Consider the following 19,128-nt stretch of genomic DNA (forward strand, 5'->3'; position numbering starts at 1 on the left):
AACATGCTATTACTCGGACGGACTCCTAGGTTCTGTCAGGTGCTCACGGCGCTCAGCGCCGGGCGAGCCTCCGGAGTTCCCTGAAGAAGGCCGGATAGGAGACCGCCGCGCAGCCGGAGCCGCACAGCGCGGTCGGGCCGTCGGCGCAGAGCGCCGCGGCGGCGGCCGCCATGGCGACGCGATGGTCCCCCCGGCAGTCCACCCGGCCGCCGCGCAGGCGCTGGGGCCCGCGGACCTCGAAGCCGTCCGGAAAGGTCCGGATCTCCGCGCCCAGCGCGCGCAGGAGCGCCGCCGCCGAGGCGATGCGGTCGGATTCCTTGACCCGCAGCTCGCGCGCGCCGCGCAGACGCGTGACGCCGCGGGCCCGGGCCGCGAGCACGGCGAGCAGGAGGAGCTCGTCGATCGCCGAGGGGACCTCCCGGGCGAGGACCGTCGTCGCGCGCAGGTTCCCGCCCCGGACCTCGAGCGTCCCCTCCGGCTCGGTCCCGGCGCGGCGGCGGACGACGCGGATGCGAGCCCCCATGCGCCGCAGGATGCGCAGAAACCCCAGCCGCGTCGGGTTGAGGCCCACGCCCTCCGCCCGCAGGCGCGAGCCCGGGAGCATGGCGGCGGCGGCGATGAAGGGCGCAGCGCAGGAGAAGTCGCCGGGCACGCGCAGACGGGCGCCGCGCAGCGCGCGCCCCCGGACAGAGACCTCGAGCCCCCGGCGGCGGACCGCGGCGCCGAAGAGGGGCAGCAGCCGCTCCGTGTGGTCGCGGCTGGGCGCGGGCTCGACGACGCGTGTGCGCCCCTGCGCCCGCAGGCCCGCAAGCAGAAGCGCGGTCTTCACCTGCGCGCTGGCGACCTCCAGCCGGTGCACCGCGCCCTTCAGGAGCCCGCCGCGCACGCGCATCGGGGCTCTCCCGCCGGAGGCGAGGCGGACGGAAGCTCCCATGCGCCGCAGCGGCGCCGCGACGCGCTCCATGGGGCGTCGGCGCAGCGAGGCGTCCCCCGTGAGAACGGCGTCGAAGGGTTCGGCGGCGAGCAGCCCGGCGAGCAGGCGCAAGGTCGTCCCGGAGTTCCCGCAGTCGAGAGGTCCGCGCGGGCGGCGCAGACCCCGCGCGGGAGGTTCGACGAGGGTCTTCCCGCCGCTCGTCCGGATGCTCACGCCGAGCGCGCGCAAGCATCGCGCGGTCGAACGCACATCCCCGCAGTCGGAGAGGCCGGCGGCCAGCGTGCGTCCGCTCGCGAGCGCCCCCAGGACGAGGACCCGGTGAGAGACGGACTTGTCCCCCGGCGGGCGCAGCGTCCCGACGAGGAGCCGCGCGGGTCGGACGACGAGGTTCATGCGGCGCTCTTCGCGCACCACTCCAGCGCCTTCAGGTAGGAGCCGAAGCCCCCGCCGCTGAAGCTCTTCCGACAGACCGCCCGCACGACCGAGCGGCGGCGGAAGGGCTCGCGGCGGCGGATGTCGCTGAGGTGGACCTCGACGGCGGGGATGCCGCACGCCTCGATGCCGTCGCGCAGCGCGTAGCTGTAGTGCGTGAGCGCCCCGGGGTTGATGACGAGCCGGTCCGCCCAGCGCCGCGCGGCGGCCAGGACGTCGAGGATGCGGCCCTCGTGATTGCTCTGCAGGATGCGCAGCGTGAGCTTCAGGGAGCGCGCCTTCGCGCGGAGCTCCCGGTCGAGTTCCTTGAGCGTGCGCCTTCCGTAGACGTCGGGTCGCCGTTCGCCGAGGAGGTTCAGGTTCGGGCCGTGGATGACGAGGACCTTCATAGGATCTCCTTCAGGACGCGCGCGACGTTGGCCGCTCGCGCGCCGGCGACGACGGGACGGCCCGGTCCGCGCAGGAGCACGAAGCGGAGCCGTCCGCCTCGCCGCTTCTTGTCGGCGCCCATGTGCCTCAGGACCTCCGCCGCCCGCAGACGCGGGCGCGGGCAGGGGAGCGCCGCGAGGAGGCCCCGCAGGCGCCGCGCCTCGGGCGCGGGGAGGAGCCCCTCCAGCTCCGAAAGCCGGACGGCGGCGCGCAGGCCGAGGAGCACCGCCTCTCCGTGACGCAGCGCTCCCCGCGCGGCGGCCTCGAAGCCGTGCCCGAAGGTGTGCCCGAGGTTGAGGACCTCCCGTCGGCTCCGCGTCTCGCGCTCGTCCTGCGCGACGACCGACATCTTCCAGCGTACGCAGCGCTCGACCGCCCGTTCCAGCGCCGCGCCGCGCGGCGGCCGGACGGCCGACGTCGCGGGGAAGCGGCGCTCGAAGAGGAGCGCGTATTTCAGGAGCTCGCCGTGCCCCGCGCGCAGCTCCCGCGGGCCCAGGGACTCGAGGAGCTCCGGGTCGCAGAGCACGGCCTCCGGCTGATGGAAGGCGCCGACGGCGTTCTTGACCCCGGCGAGGTCGACTCCGGTCTTCCCGCCCAGTCCGGCGTCGATCTGCGCGAGCAGGGTCGTCGGCGCGCAGGCCCAGCGGACGCCGCGCATGAAAGTGGCGGCCGCGAAGCCGCAGAGGTCCGAGACCGCTCCGCCGCCCAGGGCCACGAGCGCCGAGTCGCGGGAGAAGCCTCCCGCGAGGAGCGCACGATGAAGCCGTTCGAGTTCCGCGCCGCACTTGGCCCGTTCCCCCCGCGGGAGGAGGTGGACCAGGTCCGGCGCGCGGCCGAGAGAACGGAGCAGACGGGGCAGGAAAAGCCGGCGGCAGCGCGCGTCGGTGACGACGGCGACGCGGTCGGCCCCCGGCAGCATCCTCGCGAGCAGGCCCGGGCGTCCGAGCAGCCCGCGCCCGACCAGCGTCCGCGTACGGCGGCCGCCGACCCTCCAGGACATGGCCTTCATCGCGCCCTCACGCTCAGGCGCGCGGCGATGCGGGCGGCGGCGCGCTCCGGAGACAGGCGCGCGCAGTCGAGCGTCCAGTCGGCTCGCCGGTAGCCCGGCCGGCGCCGAGCCAGCAGCGCGCGGACCCTGCGCCGGATCTTCGCGGGCTCCCCCGTACCGATGAGCGGCAGGCGCCGCCAGACCTTCCCGATGCGCCGGGAGAGTTCCTCCTCCGGGACGGAAAGGTAGACCGAGTACGCGCCCGGGCGCGCGGACGGAAGCGGCGTCCCGCCGCCCAGCGCCACGACGGTCTCGGTGCGGCCCAGGAGGGAGCGCAGGACGCGCCGCTCCTCGGCGCGGAAGGACCTCAAGCCCCTGCGGCGGATGAACGCGGCGGCGCTCAGCCCGCTGCGTCGGCGGACCTCGGCGTCGCTGTCGGCGAAGCGCCAGCCCAGGCGCCGCGCGAGTGAGCGCCCGACCCGGGTCTTGCCCGCGCACATGAAGCCGCGCAGGAGGATCAGCCGCGGCCGATGGATCGGCAACGCTCCCTCCAGTCCCGCACGCGCGGCTCGAGCTCGGCGAGAGAATCCCCCCCGAACTTCTCCAGGAAGGCCTCCGCGAGCACGAAACCGAGCAGGGCCTCCCCGATGAGCGCCGCGGCCGGGACGGCGCAGACGTCGGAGCGTTCGGAGCGCGCCTTCGCGGACCGGCCCGTCCGAAGGTCGATCGACGGGACGGAGAGGTTCGACGCCGGGACGGGCTTCATCGCCGCCCGCACGACGATGAGCTGGCCGTTGCTCATCCCTCCCTCGATCCCGCCGGCGTGGTTCGAGGCGCGGCGCGGCGGAGTCCCGGGCTTGAAGGCGTCGCCGGCGCGCGTGCCGGGAAGGCTCGCGAGCGCGAAGCCGGTGCCGAGCTCCACTCCGCGGACCGCGTTGAGGCCGAGGAACGCGGCGCCGACGCGGGCGTCGAGGCGCCGGTCCCAGTGGACGTGGCTGCCGAGGCCGGGCGGCACGCCCTCGGCGCAGACCTCGAAGACCCCGCCCAGCGTGTCGCCGGCGGCGCGGGCGGCCTCGAGCGCGGAGGCCATGCGGCGCCCGGCGGCGGCGTCGAGACAGCGCAGCGGCGAGGCGTCGAGGACGGCCCGCGCGGAGCGCAGGGACGCCGAGAAGCCGCGGTCGTCGCTCTCCTCTCCGATGCGCACGACGCGTCCGGCCACGACGACGCCCAGGGAGCCGAGCAGACGGAGAGGGAAGGCGCCGAGGGCGACGCGCATGGCCGTCTCGCGCGCGCTCGCCCGCTCGCGCACGAGCGCGGCGTCCCGCAGGCCGTATTTGAGCGCGCCCGCGTAGTCGGCGTGCCCGGGGCGCGGCACGGCGTCGGGAGCCGCCGCCGCGCGGCCCGCGTTGGGCAGCACGAGCGCGATGGGGGCGCCGGTCGTGATGCCCCGGTGCAGGCCGCCGAGGACGCGGACCTCGTCGCGTTCCGCCTTCTGCCGCGTGCTCCGTCCGGCGACGGCGCGGCGCAGGCGCAGGCGGCCGGAGATCTCGTCGCCCGAGACGGCGACCCCGGCCGGGAACCCCTCGAGGATGCCGACGAGCGCCTCCCCGTGCGACTCTCCGGCGGTCAAGAACCTCATGCATCCCCCCGCGGAGCTTCCCCGGCGACCAGCGCCGCGATCTCCCGAAGCTGCGTCTCGACGTCGTGCAGCGGACGGCGCGTCCAGAGCTCCCAGGCGCGCAGGGCCTGCCCGACGAGGACCATGGTCCCGGGCACGACGGCCAGGCCCGCGCTCCGGCAGCAGGCGAGGAACGGCGTCTCCCCTCCGCCGTAGACGAAATCGCAGGCGACCCCGCGCGGCCGCGCCGGGAGGTCCCAGACCGCCGAAGGGACCGGCACGCCGGGCATGCCGACCGTGGTCGCGTTCACCCAGACGTCCGCGTCCTCGGGCGGGGGCTCTCCGGTGCGCTGCACCTTGAGGCGCGCGCCCGGCACGCGGGAGAGCAGCCCGTCGATGAGCGGACGGGCCCGCGCCGGGTCGCGGGAGAAGACCGTCACCCATTGCGCGCCCGCGCGGGCCGACGCGAGGACGGCGGCGCGCGCGGCGCCGCCCGAGCCCCAGACGACCACGCGCCGGCCTTTGAGGTCCGTGCCGACGGAGGCCAGCGCCAGGCGGAAGCCGTCCATGTCCGTGTTGTAGCCCTTCCAGAGAGAGCCCTCGCGGCGGACGACGTTGACGGCGAGGAGCGCGGCGGCGTTCTCGTCGAAGGCGTCGAGCTGCCCCGCGACGGCCTCCTTGAGCGGATAGGTCACGTTGAAGCCGCCCCAGCCCTCGGAGCGGACGCGCTTCAGGAAGCCGGGCAGCCCCACGGCGTCGGAGTCGACGAGCTCGTAGCGCGCGGAGACCTTGGAACGGCGCGCGAGCTCGGCGATGACGCGGGGAGAGAGGGAATGGGCGACCGGGCGGCCGACGAGGCCGAGGAGGAGCGGATGGGCAGGTTCAGGAGCGCCGGGAGGCATGGTTTCCGGCGCGCTGGTCGTTCTCCTTTCGCGCCGTCCTCGCGTCGCTGAAGCCCGACGCGAGGAGTGCGCGGAGCCGGCGCATGAGCGCGCCGAACTCGGAGAGCCCGAGGGTCTGACGGCCGTCGACGAGCGCGTGCTCGGGCCGAGGATGGACTTCGACCATGAGGCCGTCGAGCCCGGCCGCGGCGGCCGCGAGCGCCGCCCGCGGAACGAGGCCTCGCTCGCCGAGGGCGTGGCTGGGGTCGGCCAGCACCGGCAGACGCGACTCGCGCAGCGCGCTCAGGGCCTTCTTCAGGTCGAGCCCCGCCCCGGCGCCGCGCCCGAAGGAGTTCCCGCGCTCGCAGAGCAGGACCCGGCAGTCGCCGGCGGAGAGCAGGTACTCGGCGGAGAGCAGCCATTCCCGAACGGAGGCGTCGGGCGCGCGCTTGAGGAGGACGGTCGTCCCGCTGCGGCCGAGTTCCTTGAGCAGCTCGTAGTTGCGCATGTTGCGGGCGCCGCACTGCAGCGCGTCGGAGACCCGGAGCACCGCGCCGATCTGGCGCGGGTCGGTGATCTCGGTGAGCACCGGCAGGCCGCTCGCGCGCTTCGCTTTCTCGAGCGCGCGCAGCCCCCGCAGACCGATGCCTTCGAAAGTGTAGGGATAGGTGCGCGGCTTGAACAGGGCTCCGCGCAGCATGCTCGCGCCCAGGCGCTTGAGGGCGCGGGCCGTCCGGACGAAGGACTCCTCGTCCTCGACCGCGCAGGGTCCGGCGATCACCGTGAAGCCGCCCCGCGGAGCAAGGCCCTCGCGCAGGTTCCCCCGCGCGCAGGCGAGCGGACAGGCCTCCTCGGAGCTCAGCTCGACGCCCTCGACGCCGGGGAGCGCCTCGAGGCGCGAGCGCTGGGCGGCGGGCGCTCCGCGCAGGACGCGCACACGCAGCCCTTCCGGGACGCGCGCGAGCTCGGAGCCGGGGTAGAGACGGCGCACGGCCGCCTCGACGGCGGCCCGGGAAGCCCTGCCCGCGCGGATCAGCACCGCTCCCTCCGCGCGGAGCGCTGGAGGAGCAGGGACCGGCGGAAGAGCTCGCGATAGACGGCGGCGAGGGCGCGAGCGCTCGCGCCCCGCGCGCGGGAGGAACTCAGGACGCCGCGCAGCACGGCGCGCTCGCGCGCGGCGTCGCGGAGGGCGCGCTTGAAGGCCGCCGTCCGGACGGCGAGCGCGAAGCGGCGCGCCAGGAGCGGCGCGATGCGCCGGTCGAGAGCGTCGATGCCGCGCCGCAGCGTCTGGAGCTCCCGGGAAGGACGGTCGGTCATGCGGGATTCATTGTAGCAATCGACGGAGCGCAAGAGCGTCCTCCCTTGCCCGCTTTGGTATCATGGGTGGCGACGCCGGAGGCCCCATGCAGAGCTCACTTTTCCTGACGGCCATGCTCGTCGCCGCCGCGCTCGCGCCGGCCCGCGCACAGGATGCGGCCGCCAAGGACGACGGGACGCGGGGCAAGCTCACCCCCTACGAATGGAAGAAGACGACGCCGCCCGCCCAGGGGACGGGGACGCCCGTCGCGGTCCAGGAGCCCGAGGACGAGTGGGTCTGCGAGAAGGGCGTCGTCCATCCGACGGCCGCGCAGGGCGACATGAAGGAGCAGATCGTCCAGTCGCTCGGGAACCCCGTCATGGGCGTTCGGCGCTGCTGGAGGAAGTCGGACCCCTCGCGCGTCGTCGAGCGACCCTTCCGCATGGGAGACGGGGTGGCCGAAGCCGTCCAGGAGTCCATGAAGAAGGGCTTTCCGCCGCTCAAGAAGAAGCCGCGCAAGCCCGCGGGGAAGAAGGCGCCCGCTGCCCCGAGCGCCGCCCAGCCCGCGAGCGCTCCGGCCGAAGAAGAGCCGGGAGATGCCGCGGGAGTGAAGGGCGACGCGCCCCGGCTGCTGCGGGACTCCCGCTGAATCAGAGGTCCGTCGGACGGCAGAGACGGTCTTCGTCGGCCGCGGCGCGGCCGCAGCGCCTGCAGATGAAGCGCGCGCCGCGGACATAGCGCCGGAGCTTCTTCCCCCCTTTCTCTTCGGCGAGGACGCAGAGCGTCTTGCGGCGCTTCTTCATCCCCGGTCCGAGCAGTGCCCCTCGAAGCCGAGCCGTCCGAGGATGTCCTCGAGCAGGCACCAGCGCGTGAAGGCCGACTGGAGCAGATTCAAGCCCACGAAGGCCGTGAGGAGCAGCCACCCGCGGCCGTAGACCTGCGCGAGCGCGAGACTGCCGAGGATCATCATGCCGGCGAAGGCGCGGATGAGACATTCCTTTTTCATCGTGATCCCTCCGAACGGGCGAGCAGGTAGTACAGGATGGGAACGGCCATGCGCGAGAGCAGCGTCGAGGCCACTTCGCCGGCCATGAGCGCGACCGCGAGCCCCTGGAAGATGGGGTCGAAGAGGATGACCCCCGCGCCGACGACGACGGCGGCCGCCGTCAAGAGCATGGGCCGGAAGCGCACGGCCCCGGCGTCGATGACGGCGTCGCGCAGGCTCATCCCTTCCCGGAGGCGCAGCTGGATGAAGTCCACCAGGATGATCGAGTTGCGCACGACGATGCCGGCGCCGGCGATGAAGCCGATCATCGAGGTGGCGGTGAAGAAGGCCCCCAGCGCCCAGTGCGCGGGCAGGATGCCCACCAGCGTCAGCGGGATGGGCACCATGATGACCAGCGGCACCGTGAAGGACTTGAACCAGCCCACGACGAGGATGTAGATGAGCACGAGCACCAGAGCGAAGGCGATGCCCATGTCGCGGAAGACCTCGTAGGTGATCTGCCACTCCCCGTCCCACTTCACCGCGGTCTCGAGCGCGCTCTTGGGCTGCGTCGTGAAGTACTCCTTCGCCCCGACCCCCTCGGCGTCGAGGAGCTTGCGGAGCTCCGGCCGCAGCGCCAGGATGCCGTAGACCGGGCTCTCCTGGCGGCCGGAGACGTCGGCGACGACGTAGCTCACCTTGCGCAGGTTCTTGCGGTGGATGGGCGGGTCCTGCTCGCGGCGCTCGACGCGCGTGAGCTCGCCGACCGGGATGGGGGTGCCGACGCGGGAGAGCAGGGTGATGCGCCGGACCGCGTCGAGCCCCCGGCGGTCGGCGGGCGCGAGGCGCAGGCGTATGTCCACGGGCTCGTTCTCACCGTCCATGTGCGCGAGGTCCACATCCTGCCCGTCGAGCGCGAGGGCGACCGTCTGGGCGATGCGCTCGGAGGGGATGGCGTTGAGCGTGGCCCTCGGCCGGTCGACGACGAGTCGGTCGAGGGGCTGCGCGTCGGGGACATAGGTGTCCACGTCCACGATGCCCTCGGTGCGCTCGAGCAGGGCCTTGACCTTGCGCGCGAGCGCGTCGCGCTTCGCGTCGTCGGGCCCGTAGAGCTCGAGGACGAGCGTCGCGAGCACCGGCGGCCCCGGCGGGACCTCGGCGACCTGGACGCGCGCGCCGTAGCGGCGTCCGATCTCCTGGACGGCCGCGCGCACGCCGCTCGCGATCGCGTGGCTCTGGCGCCGGCGCTCATGGCGGTCCTTGAGGTTGACCAGCAGTCCCCCTTGGTGCGGCCGGTTCCGAAGATAGTAGTGCCGCACCAGGCCGTTGAAGTTGTAGGGAGCGGCGGCGCCGACGTAGCCGCTGACGACCTCGACCTCGGGGACCTCGCGCAGGCGCGCGGACATCTCGGAGACGGCCGCGCGGGTGCGCTCGAGCGCCGAGCCCTCCGGCATGTTCACGAGGACCTCGAACTCGTCCTTGTTGTCGAACGGGAGCATCTTGACCGTCACGAGCTTGAAGCCCACCAGCGAGACGGCGCCCAGCAGGAGTGCGGCCATCGAAGCCAGATAGAGGTTCCTGGCCTTGGAATCGTCGAGGAGTCTGCCCATGAACCGGCGATAGAGCCGGTCGAGCGAGGATTCTTCGGCGCGCCGGCCCTTCTCCTCTCGCGCCGTCCCTTCGGCGCTCTGGCCCGCCGAAGGGACGCCGTGCCCGCCGCCGTCGGCGGGCTTCCAGCGCTCGAGCAGGTGGGCGAAGGCCCAGGGGCTGATGATGAAGGCGATGGCCAGCGAGAAGAGCATCGCGAAAGAGGCGCCGACCGGGATGGGACGCATGTAGGGTCCCATGAGCCCGCGCACGAAGGCCATGGGCAGGATGGCGGCGATGACGGCCCAGGTCGCGAGGATCGTCGGGTTGCCGACCTCGCTCACCGCGTCCACGGAAAGTCGCCAGAGGTCGCGGCCGTCGCGCAGCATGTAGTGGCGGTGGATGTTCTCGACGACCACGATGGCGTCGTCGACGAGGATGCCGATGGAGAAGATGAGCGCGAAGAGCGTGATGCGATTGAGGGTGTAGCCGAAGAGGAAGTAGATGAGCAGGGTCAGCGACAGGGTGACCGGGATGGCCACGAGGACCACGGCCGCTTCGCGCAGACCGAGCGTCAGGGCGATGAGGGCGGTCACCGAGAGCGTCGCCAGCAGCATGTGCCAGAGCAGTTCGTCGGACTTCGCCTTCGCGGTGCGCCCGTAGTCGCGCACGACGGTCGTCTCCACGCCCTCGGGCAGGAGGCGCCCGCGGGCGCTCTCGACGCGCGCGAGGACTTCGCGGGAGACGGCGGTGGCGTTCGCGCCGCGCCGCTTCGAGACCGCGAGCGTGACCGCGGCGCGCGGGCCGTCGATGCGCATGTCGTTCTCCGCTCGCATCGCCCCTTCCGCGCTCCGGGAAGCGGAAGGGGCCTCCTCTCGCGCCGTCCCCGCGGCGCTAGGGCCCGCCGCGGGGACCGCATCGCGCTTGGGCCAGAGGAAGACCTCGCGCTCGGCGTCGTCGGGGCCGTCGGTGACGGTCGCGACGTCGGCGAGCGTCACGGGGCTGCCGTTGCTGACGCCCACGACGGTGCGGCGGAGGTCGTCGGCGGAGCGGATGAAGGCGTCCGTCTCGACCTGGACCGCCCCGCCGTCACGGCTGTAATGCCCGGCCGGAAGCTTGCGATTGGAGCTCTGGAGGATGCCGGCGATGTCCAGCGGCCCCAGGCGACGGGCGGAGAGCTTCGCAGGGTCGAAGTGCACGAGGAGCGTCCGGCGATGGCCTCCGATGATCTCGATCTCCGAGACGTCCTCCACGCCGGAGATCTCCTCGCGCAGAGCGGCGGCGGCGCGGCGCAGGGCGTACGCGTCGACGCCGGGCTTACCGCTCCAGAGGGTCAGCGCGAGGATGGGCACATCGTCGATGGAGCGCGGCTTGATGAGCGGATGCCCCGCCCCGGACGCCATGAGGTCGAGGTTGGCCGAGGCCTTCGAATGCAGAAGCGTCATCGCCTGCTCAGGGTCGGTGCCGACTCTGAAGCGGACGATGAAGAAGCCGAAGCCCGGCTCCGAGATCGAGTAGATGTACTCGACTCCGGGGATCTCCCAGAGCTTGCGCTCGCCGACGCTGACCACGCGCTGCTCGACCTCCCGGGCGCTCGCGCCGGGGAACGGGACATAGAGGTCGAACATCGGGACGTTGATCTGCGGCTCCTCCTCGCGCGGAAGCTTGAGGGTCGCGAAGACCCCGAGCATGAGGGACGCCAGGACGACGAGGACGGTGAGCTTGGAGCGGATGAAGGTCTCGGCGACCTTCCCCGCGAGGCCGTGATGAGAAGGGGCGTTCTGCGTCATGGCTTCTCCTGGAGACGGGCGGCGATGGTCCGGACGGCGTCCTCGTCGAAGGTCCCGGCCGCGAGCCGGACACCCGCCCAGCCCGCGTGCAGGCCGTAGAGCGTCTCGGCGAGGGCGGCCTCGGCGCGGGCCGTCGCCTCCTCGGCGCGCAGGGCCTCGAGCACGCTCTGCCGCCCTTCGCGATAGAGCGGACGGAAGAGCTCGAGGGACTTGCGGGAGCGCTCCAGCATGTCGCGCACCCGGGGAAGGCTTCCGACGACCCCCGCGTACGCGGCGTGCGCCTGCAGGGCCTCGAGGCGGGCCGCGTCGACGAGAGCCTCGCGGCGGGCGCGGGTCTCGTCGAGACGCGCGCGGGCGCCTTCTCGGCGCGCCAGCCAGGAGGCGTCGCCGAAGGGCACGTTCATGCGCACGCCGACCATGCGGTCGGAGGGCGCGGCGGCGAGGTCCTTTGAATGGAGCTGCAGCGCGGCGAAGGCGTCCACGCGCGGCAGCGTCGAGAAGTCGGCCATGCGCCGGCCGACCTCGGCGGAGCGCTCCTGCAGCGCCGCGGCCTTGAGGTCGCCGCGCCGTTCCACGGCGGAAGCGGCCAGCTCCTCGGCGGCCGGAAGGGGATAGGCGGCCTCGCTCAGGCGGGCGGATGCCGGCGGGTCCTCGGAGAGGCCCGTGAGGGTCCGCAGGCGCGCGCGGGCGCCCTCGAGCTCGGCCTCCAGCCGCGTCACCCAGGCGCGCAGACCTTCAAGGACGCCCGCGGCGGCGTAGTAGTCGGCGCCGAGCACGAGCCCCTTCTGGCGAAGACGATCGGCGTTCTCCAGTTCCTTGGCCGCCGACTCCGCGTGCGAGCGCACGGCCTCGAGCGTCCGGCGCTCGAGAAGGACCTTGAGCCAGGCCTCGGCCGCGTCGTAGCGCAGCTTCTGCGCGAGCCCGTCCCCCCCCGCCTCGGCCTGCCGCACTCCGAGCTCGCCGAGCCGGCGCGCGTCGCTCAGCTCGAAGCCGGTGAAGAGCGGCATCCCCGCTTCGAGGGACCCGAGGATGTCGGTCCGGTAGCCGGGACGGTTCACCCGCGCCGGATCGAAGTCCGGAGAGGTCACCGAGCGCTGCTGGAGCAGGGCGCCGAATGCGAAGAGCGGGTCGTCGCTGCGCGTCCAGGATCCGCGCGCGGAGAGCCGCGGGAGGCGGAGCAGGGAGGCCTCGAGCATCCCCGCCCGGGCTCCGGCGCCCTGGGCCCGGGCCCCGCGCAGCTCGGGGCTGCGCTCGAGCGCGGCGCGCACGCCCGTCTCGAGGTCGAGGGGCTGTGCGGAGAGCGGGAGGGAGACGAACAGCGCTATCAGGGCGATGAGCGGCATTAGGCGTTGACCGCCGTCTCGAGCGTCGCCTTGAGCTTCAGCGCGTTGGAGACGAGACAGTACTTCTTCGCCGTATGGAGGAGTTGTTCCGCCTTCTCCTTATCCGCGTCCGCCACCCGCACCGCGACCCGGAGCGCGAACGCGGTGAAGCCGATGCCCTCGGCCCCCTTTTCGAGCGTGCCCGAGACCTTGCTGCGGTAGGTCTCGACCGTCAGCCCGGCCTTGGAGGCGAGGGCGAAGAAAGTGTTCATCTGGCAGAGATTGAGCGCGTTCAGGAGCAGGTGCTCGGGGCTCCAGACACGGTCGCTCCCGTCGAACTGCGGCGGCGGTCCGCCCAGGATGTCCGGACGCGGCGGCGCGCTCAGGACGCCCGTGCGCTCGCCCTTCCACTCCAGGTCGGCTTCGTAGTGATGCGGGAAAGGATGCATGCTCCCTCCTAACGGGACGTCGAGACCATCAGCCCCAGCAGGGCCCCATACAAGGTACTGAGCCAGGGGTTCGCCGTCAACGGGCAGGCCCCCGTCCGGCAGCCGACGAGGCGCTGCCAGAGGAAGCCTCCGAGGGCTCCCACGACGACTCCGACGGCGGCGTTCTTCAGGTTCATTTCGTCCTCCTCCTGTTAGATGCCGGGGGGCTGAAAAGGATTCAGCCCCCCTCACTCCGAGCGCGGGGTGCGGAGGCCGCGCCTCCGGCGCGGCCTTGACTCAGGTCAAGGGAAAGCCCGATGCGGACTTATAAAGTAGAATCGCGAGGCGAGATGATCTCCGAAAAGACGGCCTACGGCATCCTGGCGGCGGCGCTCGGCATAGGACTCGGCGTCGGGACCTATACCTTCGTCTACGCGAAGGGCTATTCCTACATCTCCAACGATCCGAAGGTCTGCGCCAACTGCCACATCATGAACAAGGAGTTCGACGGCTGGGTGAAGTCCACCCACCGCGCGGCCGCCGTCTGCAACGACTGTCACACCCCGCACGATCTCGTCGGCAAATACGAGACCAAGGGCCTCAACGGCTTCTGGCACTCCTTCTACTTCACCACCGGCGCGTACCCGGACAACATCCGGATCAAGGGCCGCAACCGCGCCATCGCCCAGGCCAACTGTCGACGCTGCCACGAGGACGTCGTCCACGCCGTCGACGGCCGCTATCCCGAAGCGCAGCAGCTCGACTGCCTGCGCTGCCACTCCGAGGTGGGACACTGATGGACTTCAACAGGATCAAGGACCGCGTGAAGGCCGCCCTGTGGGTCGCCGTCGCCGCCGCCGCCGGCGCCGCCGCCGTGACCGCCCTGCTCGTCAACATCTTCGAGCGCAAGCAGGAGGCGCGCAACCCCTTCTTCCGGGTCGTCGAGCTCGATGAGCAGACGCAGGATCCGTCCATCTGGGGCAAGGACTTCCCCTTCCAGTACGACGGCTACCTGCGGACTTCGCAGATGCGCTCCACCCGCTTCGGCGGCAGCGAGGCGATCCCGCACGCCCCGACCTCCGAGGACCCCCGCAAGGCCGTCTCCCGCTCCAAGATCGAGGCGGATATCCGGCTCAAGACGCTCTGGGCCGGCTACTCCTTCGCGAAGGACTTCCGCGAGCGCCGCGGCCATGCGTACATGCTCGAGGACCAGATGTACACGGGGCGGCAGAAAGCGGATCCGCCGGCACACTGCATCAACTGCCACGCCTCCATCGTCGTCCCCTTCCGCAAGCTCGGGAACGGCGACCTCCGCAAGGGCTTCGAGCGGCTCGACGGGAAGCACTACGCCGAGGCGCGCGCGCTCGTGCAGCATCCCATCGCCTGCATCGACTGCCATGACCCGAAGACCATGGCCCTGCGCGTCACGCGCCCGGCCTTCCTCGAGGGGCTCAAGGCCTACAAGGCCTCCCTCGGAGTGAAGGGCTACGACCCCAACACGATGGCGACCCGCCAGGAGATGCGGACCTTCGTCTGCGGCCAGTGCCACGTCAACTATTACTTCCACGGCCCGGAGAAGCGCCTGGCCTACCCGTGGTCGAAGGGCCTGAGCGCGGAGGACGCGCTCGCCCACCTCGACGCCGACCGGGCGAAAGACTGGGTGCACGCCGACACCGGCGCCAACGCCCTCAAGGCGCGCCACCCCGAGTTCGAGCTGTGGAGCCAGGGCGTCCACGCCCGCGCCGGCGTGGCCTGCGCCGACTGCCACATGCCCTACAAGCGCGAGGGCGCGATGAAGGTCAGCGACCACCATGTGCAGAGTCCTCTGCTCAACATCAACCGCGCCTGCCAGACCTGCCACAAGTTCTCCGAAGCGGAGCTCAAGGCCCGCGTGGACGCCATCCAGGTCAAGAACGAGGGTCTGCGCTCGGAGGCCCTCGACGCCGTCGTCGCCCTCATCGGCGACCTGAAGAAGGCGAAGGCGCAGGGCCGCAAGGACCCCGGGATGCGCGCCGCGCTCGACCTCCAGCGCAAGGCCGGTTTCCTCGTGGACTTCGTCTCCGCCGAGAACTCCTCGGGCTTCCACGCTCCGCAGGAGGCCGCCCGCCTCCTCGGCCGCGCGATGGACCTGGCCCGCCAGGGGCAGATCGCCCTGCGCGACGCGTCCTTCATGCCCACGGAACCGGTGACCGGCCCTTGAGCCTGGGCATCCTCTTCGAGGACGCCCGCCTCCTCGCCGTCGACAAGCCGGCGGGGACCGTCGTCGTGCCCGGCCGCGGAGAGGTCGGGGAGCCGCTCTGCGCGCTCGCGCAGGCGCACGCCGGCGCGAAGGTCTTCGTCGTGCACCGCATCGACCGGGAGTCGAGCGGTCTCGTCCTCTTCGCCAAGGACGCCGAGGCCCACCGGGAGCTCTGCGGGCAGTTCGCACGGCGCGAGGTCCGCAAGCTCTACCGCGCCCTCGCTCTCGGGGGGGTCGCCGCGGACGGCGAGATCCGGGAGCCGCTCAAGGAGTTCGGCTCCGGCCGCATCGGCGTCTCCCCCGCGGGGAAGGCCGCGCACACGGTCTTCCGCGTGGTGAAGAGGCTGCGCGGCGCGACCCTGCTCGAGGTGGAGCCGCATACCGGAAGGCGCCATCAGATCCGCGCCCACCTCTTCCACCTCGGGCACCCCCTGCTCGGGGACCCGCTCTACGGGAAGGAGCGGCCGGTGGGCGGCGCGCCGCGCCTCATGCTGCACGCCTTCAAGCTGGAGTTCTCCCACCCGGACGGACGGCGCCTGCGCCTCGACTGCCCGCCGGGCGCCGACTTCGAGGCGGTCCTCGCCTCCTTCGCCGTCTGATTACTTCTTCGTGCCGGAACAGCGCCAGCTGACCCCTTTGTAGGGGGAGACGTGCACGTCCGCGAACTCCCCGGACGAGAACCAGCGCTCGACCTGCTCCCGGGGGATGAAGAAGGTCTGGGGGGCGATGAGCTTGTCGAAGGCGTTCTGCACGTTCTTGCGCAGGGGCAGGATGCGGAAGTTCCCGAAGTATTCGTAGTAGGGCAGAAAGCGCAGCGGAAGCAGATAGACGGTCCATACGACGGGATAGAGCAGCAGGGTCAGGACCCAGGCCAGCGCGACGAGCACGCCGGCCGGCAGCCGCAGCAGCACCCAGCGCTTGAGCGTCTCGAGCGGGACCCGGTTGAGCCAGTTGCCCTCGCGCGAGTAGCACCAGACGATGAGCCGGCCGCCGGCCTTCGTCAGGGTCTTGAGGTTGGCGAAAGTGCGGTCCGGGTCGTCGGTGTGGTGGATGACCCCGATGCAGTAGACGACGTCGAAGGGCTCCGGGAAGGAGACGCGCGCCAGGTCCCCCTGCACGACCCGGCAGTTGGGCAGGTCGGCGGTCTCGGAGCGCGCGATCTCGGGGGTGTTGAGGTCGACGCCCACGACCTCGCGCGCGTACGGGGCGGTCATCCGCATGTGGTGCCCGTGCCCCGCGCCCGCGTCGAGCACCCGCTTCCCGCGCAGGTCCTCGAGCGTGTTGGGGAAGAGCCACTCCTTGAACAGGAAGAGCGAGTCGTCCTTGAAGCGCGACCACTGCTCGACCCAGCCCGGGTGCAGCTCCTGTCCCGCGTTCATCGCGACTCGCTCCCGGCGCGCGCGCGGCCGAAGGCGTCGCGCAGGAGCAGGGCGAGCGCCGTCCACTGCAGGATCTCGGTGTGGAAGACGTAGCGGTGCAGGACCGGCTGGAGCCCCCCGACGAGGAGATGGTTGCAGAGGTTGGCAAGGGTCACGAGCGCGATCCAGGCGCAGAGCGCGTCCCCTTCGAGTGCGCGGCGACCCGCAAGGACGAGGACCGCGAGGAGGAGCAGCGCGGCGTAGACCGGCAGGCGCGCTCCGACGGCGGCCGCGCTCAGTCGCAGCTGGCGGAGCCAGCCCGCGCGGAGCAGGCCCCGGCCGGTCTCGCCGAGCAGGCGGTCGGCCTCGACGAGGCGCTCGTTCTCGGGCAGATGGGCGAAGGGCCGCTGGAAGAGAGGCATGACGACTCCCCAGTAGATGAGGTTGTAGTTCTGCTCGAAGTAGGAGGCGAGCGAGGCGTTGGCGGCCCCGCGAACGCTCGCTCCGAGCCGGCGGGCGGCCACCTGCTCGCGCGCCTCCCGGACGAGGACCTCCGCCTGGGCCGGAAGGGCCGCCGCGGGCGGGGCGCCCTCGTCCATGTAGAGAGAGTCGGTCACGAGGTAGGCGCCCAGGAGGCTCGGCGCGGCGCTCACGCGGTGGCGCGCGGCGTGGTAGAGGCGTCCGCTGAGGTCGCCGGCGAGAAAGAGGGCCAGCGCGAAGAGCGGGAGGACGACCCGGCGGCGCGCGTCGGCGCCGCGCAGGGAGAGGAGGACGTAGGCCGCGACCACGGGGACGAGGAAGAGGAACTGCGGGCGCAGCAGGGGCAGGAAGGCGGCGAGCGCGATGAAGCCGCGCTCGTCGCGCGCCGAGCCGCCCGCCAGCGCGCGCAGCAGCAGCGCGGCGACGCAGAGGACGCCCGCGTAGGAGAAGGCCTCCGTGAGCACCGCGCACCCGACGCTCCCCGTCAGAACCGGAAGCGGCAGCAGGGGGCTCGCGAGGACGAGATGGAGGACGAGGCTCGAGGGCGCCCCGAGGCTCAGGCGGCGGCGCAGCTCGAGGGTGAGCCACGCGCAGGCGGCGAGCACGGCGGCGGTCTGGAGAAGGCAGAGCGCCTGCAGCCCGTGCGCATGCGAGAGGGTCCGCAGAAGTCCGAGCAGGAGCGGATACGCCGGAGGGCGGAGGAGCGAGCCGTCGAGATAGGAGGCCGAGTCGGGGAAGAAGCGGGGGCCGCGCAGGAGGGCGAGCAGGAGCGCGGCGTCGAGCACGGCGAGCAGGACCCGGAAGGGCTTCTCACGCATCGGAGCCTCCGCAGAGCTCCCCGTCGCCTCCCCGCAGCATGCCCATGAAGCCTCGGAGACCGAGCCAGAACTTCCGCGGATGCTGGCGCAGCAGGACGAGCTCCTTGAGGTTGCGCGCGAGGACGACGGGGTTCGAATAGAAATCGAGGTAGGCGCGGCGATAGACCGCGCGCATCCGCTCGCGGCCGATGCGCGGGTTCACATAGACCGGGCGGGCGTAGTCCCAGGCGTTGTAGTCGGCCCAGCGGGCGTCGGCGCGCAGGCCCCCGTCCGCGCGGCAGAGCTCCCAGAGCTCGGTCTTCGGGAAGGGGACGGGGAGGTAGAAGAGCGCCATCTGATTCCCCTGCGCACGCGCGAAGCGGACGGTGTTCAGCGCGTCCTCCTCGGTCTCGCCGGGCAGGCAGAGGATGTAGCAGGTGTAGACGTAGAGTCCGAGCGCGAGCGCCCCCGCGACGGCCTCCGCGTTCTGCTCCACCGTCGTCCCCTTGCGGATGAGGTCGAGGGACTTCTGGTTGGCCGACTCGATGCCGAAGACGATCTCCCAGCAGCCGGCGTCCTTCATCGCGCGCATCGTCTCGCGGTCGACGGTGTCGGCGCGGCTGTTGCAGGCCCAGGGCAGGTCGAGACCGGAGCGCCGGTACTCGGCGCAGAAGTCCAGGAGCCAGCGCTTGTTGATGGTGAAGGTGGAGTCCATGAACATCAGACCGCGGGCGCCGTAGCGCTCTTTGAGGATGCGGATCTCCGAGAGGATGCGCGACACCGGCTTGAAGCGCACCTTGCGCCCCATGACGTCGCAGGCGTTGCAGAAGGCGCAGCGGTAGGGGCAGCCCCGCGTCGCGAGCACCGAGTAGGATGGGAAGGTCTTGGCGAAGGTGATCTGGGCGACGTACTTGTCCATCGGAAAGCGCTCGTAGGCGGGAAGGGGGATGTCCTCGGCCTTGAGCATGTCGTCGGGCGCCGGCGGATTGAATCGGATCTCCCCGCCCTCGCGCCAGCCCAAGCCGGGGATCCCCGGGAAACGGGAGGGGTCGGCGCGCAGGACGTTCTCCTCTCGCGCCGTCCCTGCGCCGCTCTGGCCCGGCGCAGGGGCGCCCGCCTCGAGCGCTTCGAGCAGCCGGAGGAAGGGCTTCTCCCCCTCCCCGGCGACGAGGAAGTCGATCTCCGGGCAGGCCGCGAGGGTCTCGCGCGGCAGCAGCGTGCCGTGGATGCCCCCGAGCACGGTGACGGCCTTCGGCGAGACGCGCTTGACCGCACGGAAGGTGTCGAACGCGTAGTCGATCTGGTTCGTCGTCGAGCCGACCCCGACGAGGTCGTAGGCGCCCTCGCGCAGGAAGGCCGCATAGCCCTCCGCGTCGAGCCCCTCGATGCTCGGCTCGAGGTAGCGGGGGTCCCAGCCCCGAGGGGCGATGTAGGAGCAGATGGACGCGAGGCCCACGGGGAAGGTGTTGTTGCCGGCTCCCGCCGCGAAGCGGCCGTAGCTGACCGCACGGGGGACGAGGGGCTCCTGGAAGAGGATCTTCAGCGCCATGCCGGAGGGCGGGG

The 19,128-nt window shown here is 72.2% G+C and carries 21 protein-coding genes; 4 read left to right on the plus strand and 17 right to left on the minus strand.

Annotated elements, in window-relative coordinates:
- Window positions 1-52: 52 nt before the first annotated feature.
- From aroA to WC969_01445, 8 genes are read right to left on the minus strand one after another with little or no spacing between them, the layout of a single operon-like run.
- The gene (gene aroA / locus WC969_01410; protein ID MFA6028488.1) at window positions 53-1,348 is read right to left on the minus strand and encodes a 3-phosphoshikimate 1-carboxyvinyltransferase; all 1,296 of its coding nucleotides are present in this window, start codon (window positions 1,346-1,348) and stop codon (window positions 53-55) included.
- On the minus strand, window positions 1,324-1,755 hold the full coding sequence (locus WC969_01415; protein MFA6028489.1) for a type II 3-dehydroquinate dehydratase: 432 nt from the start codon (window positions 1,753-1,755) through the stop codon (window positions 1,324-1,326). Before WC969_01415 ends, aroA begins: the two co-directional genes overlap by 25 nt.
- On the minus strand, window positions 1,752-2,804 hold the full coding sequence (locus WC969_01420) for a 3-dehydroquinate synthase family protein (protein ID MFA6028490.1): 1,053 nt from the start codon (window positions 2,802-2,804) through the stop codon (window positions 1,752-1,754). The genes WC969_01415 and WC969_01420 overlap by 4 nt, the downstream gene beginning before the upstream one ends.
- The gene (locus WC969_01425; GenBank protein ID MFA6028491.1) at window positions 2,801-3,325 is read right to left on the minus strand and encodes a shikimate kinase; all 525 of its coding nucleotides are present in this window, start codon (window positions 3,323-3,325) and stop codon (window positions 2,801-2,803) included. The genes WC969_01420 and WC969_01425 overlap by 4 nt, the downstream gene beginning before the upstream one ends.
- Complete coding sequence (gene aroC, locus WC969_01430) at window positions 3,301-4,422, minus strand: chorismate synthase (protein ID MFA6028492.1); 1,122 nt, start codon at window positions 4,420-4,422, stop codon at window positions 3,301-3,303. Before aroC ends, WC969_01425 begins: the two co-directional genes overlap by 25 nt.
- Window positions 4,419-5,303, minus strand: a complete 885-nt coding sequence (locus tag WC969_01435; protein ID MFA6028493.1) for a shikimate dehydrogenase — start codon at window positions 5,301-5,303, stop codon at window positions 4,419-4,421. The genes aroC and WC969_01435 overlap by 4 nt, the downstream gene beginning before the upstream one ends.
- Window positions 5,284-6,321 (minus strand): 3-deoxy-7-phosphoheptulonate synthase, encoded by a 1,038-nt coding sequence (locus WC969_01440; protein ID MFA6028494.1) that lies wholly within the window; start codon window positions 6,319-6,321, stop codon window positions 5,284-5,286. Before WC969_01440 ends, WC969_01435 begins: the two co-directional genes overlap by 20 nt.
- Window positions 6,315-6,599, minus strand: coding sequence for a chorismate mutase (locus WC969_01445; protein MFA6028495.1), 285 nt, complete (start codon window positions 6,597-6,599; stop codon window positions 6,315-6,317). Before WC969_01445 ends, WC969_01440 begins: the two co-directional genes overlap by 7 nt.
- 86 nt (window positions 6,600-6,685) lie before the next feature.
- Between WC969_01445 and WC969_01450 the strand changes: the two genes are divergently transcribed.
- Entirely contained in the window at window positions 6,686-7,228 is a 543-nt protein-coding gene (locus tag WC969_01450) for a hypothetical protein (GenBank protein MFA6028496.1), read from the plus strand.
- 1 nt (window position 7,229) lies between these two features.
- Here the strand turns inward: WC969_01450 and WC969_01455 are convergent, their stop codons facing one another.
- The 6 genes from WC969_01455 to WC969_01480 are packed head-to-tail and all read right to left on the minus strand — an operon-like array spanning window position 7,230 to window position 12,888.
- Entirely contained in the window at window positions 7,230-7,382 is a 153-nt protein-coding gene (locus WC969_01455; GenBank protein ID MFA6028497.1) for a hypothetical protein, read from the minus strand.
- Window positions 7,379-7,585: a DUF2892 domain-containing protein gene (locus WC969_01460; GenBank protein ID MFA6028498.1), complete on the minus strand. Its 207-nt coding sequence runs from the start codon at window positions 7,583-7,585 to the stop codon at window positions 7,379-7,381. Before WC969_01460 ends, WC969_01455 begins: the two co-directional genes overlap by 4 nt.
- Window positions 7,582-10,941, minus strand: coding sequence for an efflux RND transporter permease subunit (locus WC969_01465; protein MFA6028499.1), 3,360 nt, complete (start codon window positions 10,939-10,941; stop codon window positions 7,582-7,584). Before WC969_01465 ends, WC969_01460 begins: the two co-directional genes overlap by 4 nt.
- Complete coding sequence (locus tag WC969_01470; GenBank protein MFA6028500.1) at window positions 10,938-12,284, minus strand: TolC family protein; 1,347 nt, start codon at window positions 12,282-12,284, stop codon at window positions 10,938-10,940. Before WC969_01470 ends, WC969_01465 begins: the two co-directional genes overlap by 4 nt.
- Window positions 12,284-12,712 carry an OsmC family protein gene (locus WC969_01475; protein ID MFA6028501.1) on the minus strand — a complete coding sequence of 143 codons (429 nt, stop codon included), beginning with the start codon at window positions 12,710-12,712 and terminating at the stop codon, window positions 12,284-12,286. The genes WC969_01470 and WC969_01475 overlap by 1 nt, the downstream gene beginning before the upstream one ends.
- Before the next feature lie 8 nt (window positions 12,713-12,720).
- Window positions 12,721-12,888 (minus strand): DUF6132 family protein, encoded by a 168-nt coding sequence (locus tag WC969_01480; GenBank protein ID MFA6028502.1) that lies wholly within the window; start codon window positions 12,886-12,888, stop codon window positions 12,721-12,723.
- 153 nt (window positions 12,889-13,041) lie between these two features.
- Here WC969_01480 and nrfH point away from each other — a divergent pair, with 153 nt between their 5' ends.
- From nrfH to WC969_01495, 3 genes are read left to right on the plus strand one after another with little or no spacing between them, the layout of a single operon-like run.
- Entirely contained in the window at window positions 13,042-13,488 is a 447-nt protein-coding gene (gene nrfH, locus WC969_01485) for a cytochrome c nitrite reductase small subunit (protein ID MFA6028503.1), read from the plus strand.
- The gene (locus WC969_01490) at window positions 13,488-14,891 is read left to right on the plus strand and encodes an ammonia-forming cytochrome c nitrite reductase subunit c552 (protein MFA6028504.1); all 1,404 of its coding nucleotides are present in this window, start codon (window positions 13,488-13,490) and stop codon (window positions 14,889-14,891) included. Before nrfH ends, WC969_01490 begins: the two co-directional genes overlap by 1 nt.
- Window positions 14,888-15,529: an RluA family pseudouridine synthase gene (locus tag WC969_01495; GenBank protein ID MFA6028505.1), complete on the plus strand. Its 642-nt coding sequence runs from the start codon at window positions 14,888-14,890 to the stop codon at window positions 15,527-15,529. Before WC969_01490 ends, WC969_01495 begins: the two co-directional genes overlap by 4 nt.
- On the opposite strand, the gene WC969_01500 is transcribed toward WC969_01495, so the two are convergent.
- From WC969_01500 to WC969_01510, 3 genes are read right to left on the minus strand one after another with little or no spacing between them, the layout of a single operon-like run.
- Window positions 15,530-16,309, minus strand: a complete 780-nt coding sequence (locus WC969_01500) for a class I SAM-dependent methyltransferase (protein ID MFA6028506.1) — start codon at window positions 16,307-16,309, stop codon at window positions 15,530-15,532.
- Complete coding sequence (locus WC969_01505; protein MFA6028507.1) at window positions 16,306-17,586, minus strand: hypothetical protein; 1,281 nt, start codon at window positions 17,584-17,586, stop codon at window positions 16,306-16,308. The genes WC969_01500 and WC969_01505 overlap by 4 nt, the downstream gene beginning before the upstream one ends.
- Complete coding sequence (locus WC969_01510; protein ID MFA6028508.1) at window positions 17,579-19,114, minus strand: radical SAM protein; 1,536 nt, start codon at window positions 19,112-19,114, stop codon at window positions 17,579-17,581. Before WC969_01510 ends, WC969_01505 begins: the two co-directional genes overlap by 8 nt.
- Window positions 19,115-19,128 lie beyond the last annotated feature (14 nt).

The sequence above is a fragment of the Elusimicrobiota bacterium genome, assembly GCA_041660925.1.
In the GTDB taxonomy this organism is placed as follows: Bacteria; Elusimicrobiota; Elusimicrobia; order UBA1565; family UBA1565; genus JBAZUV01.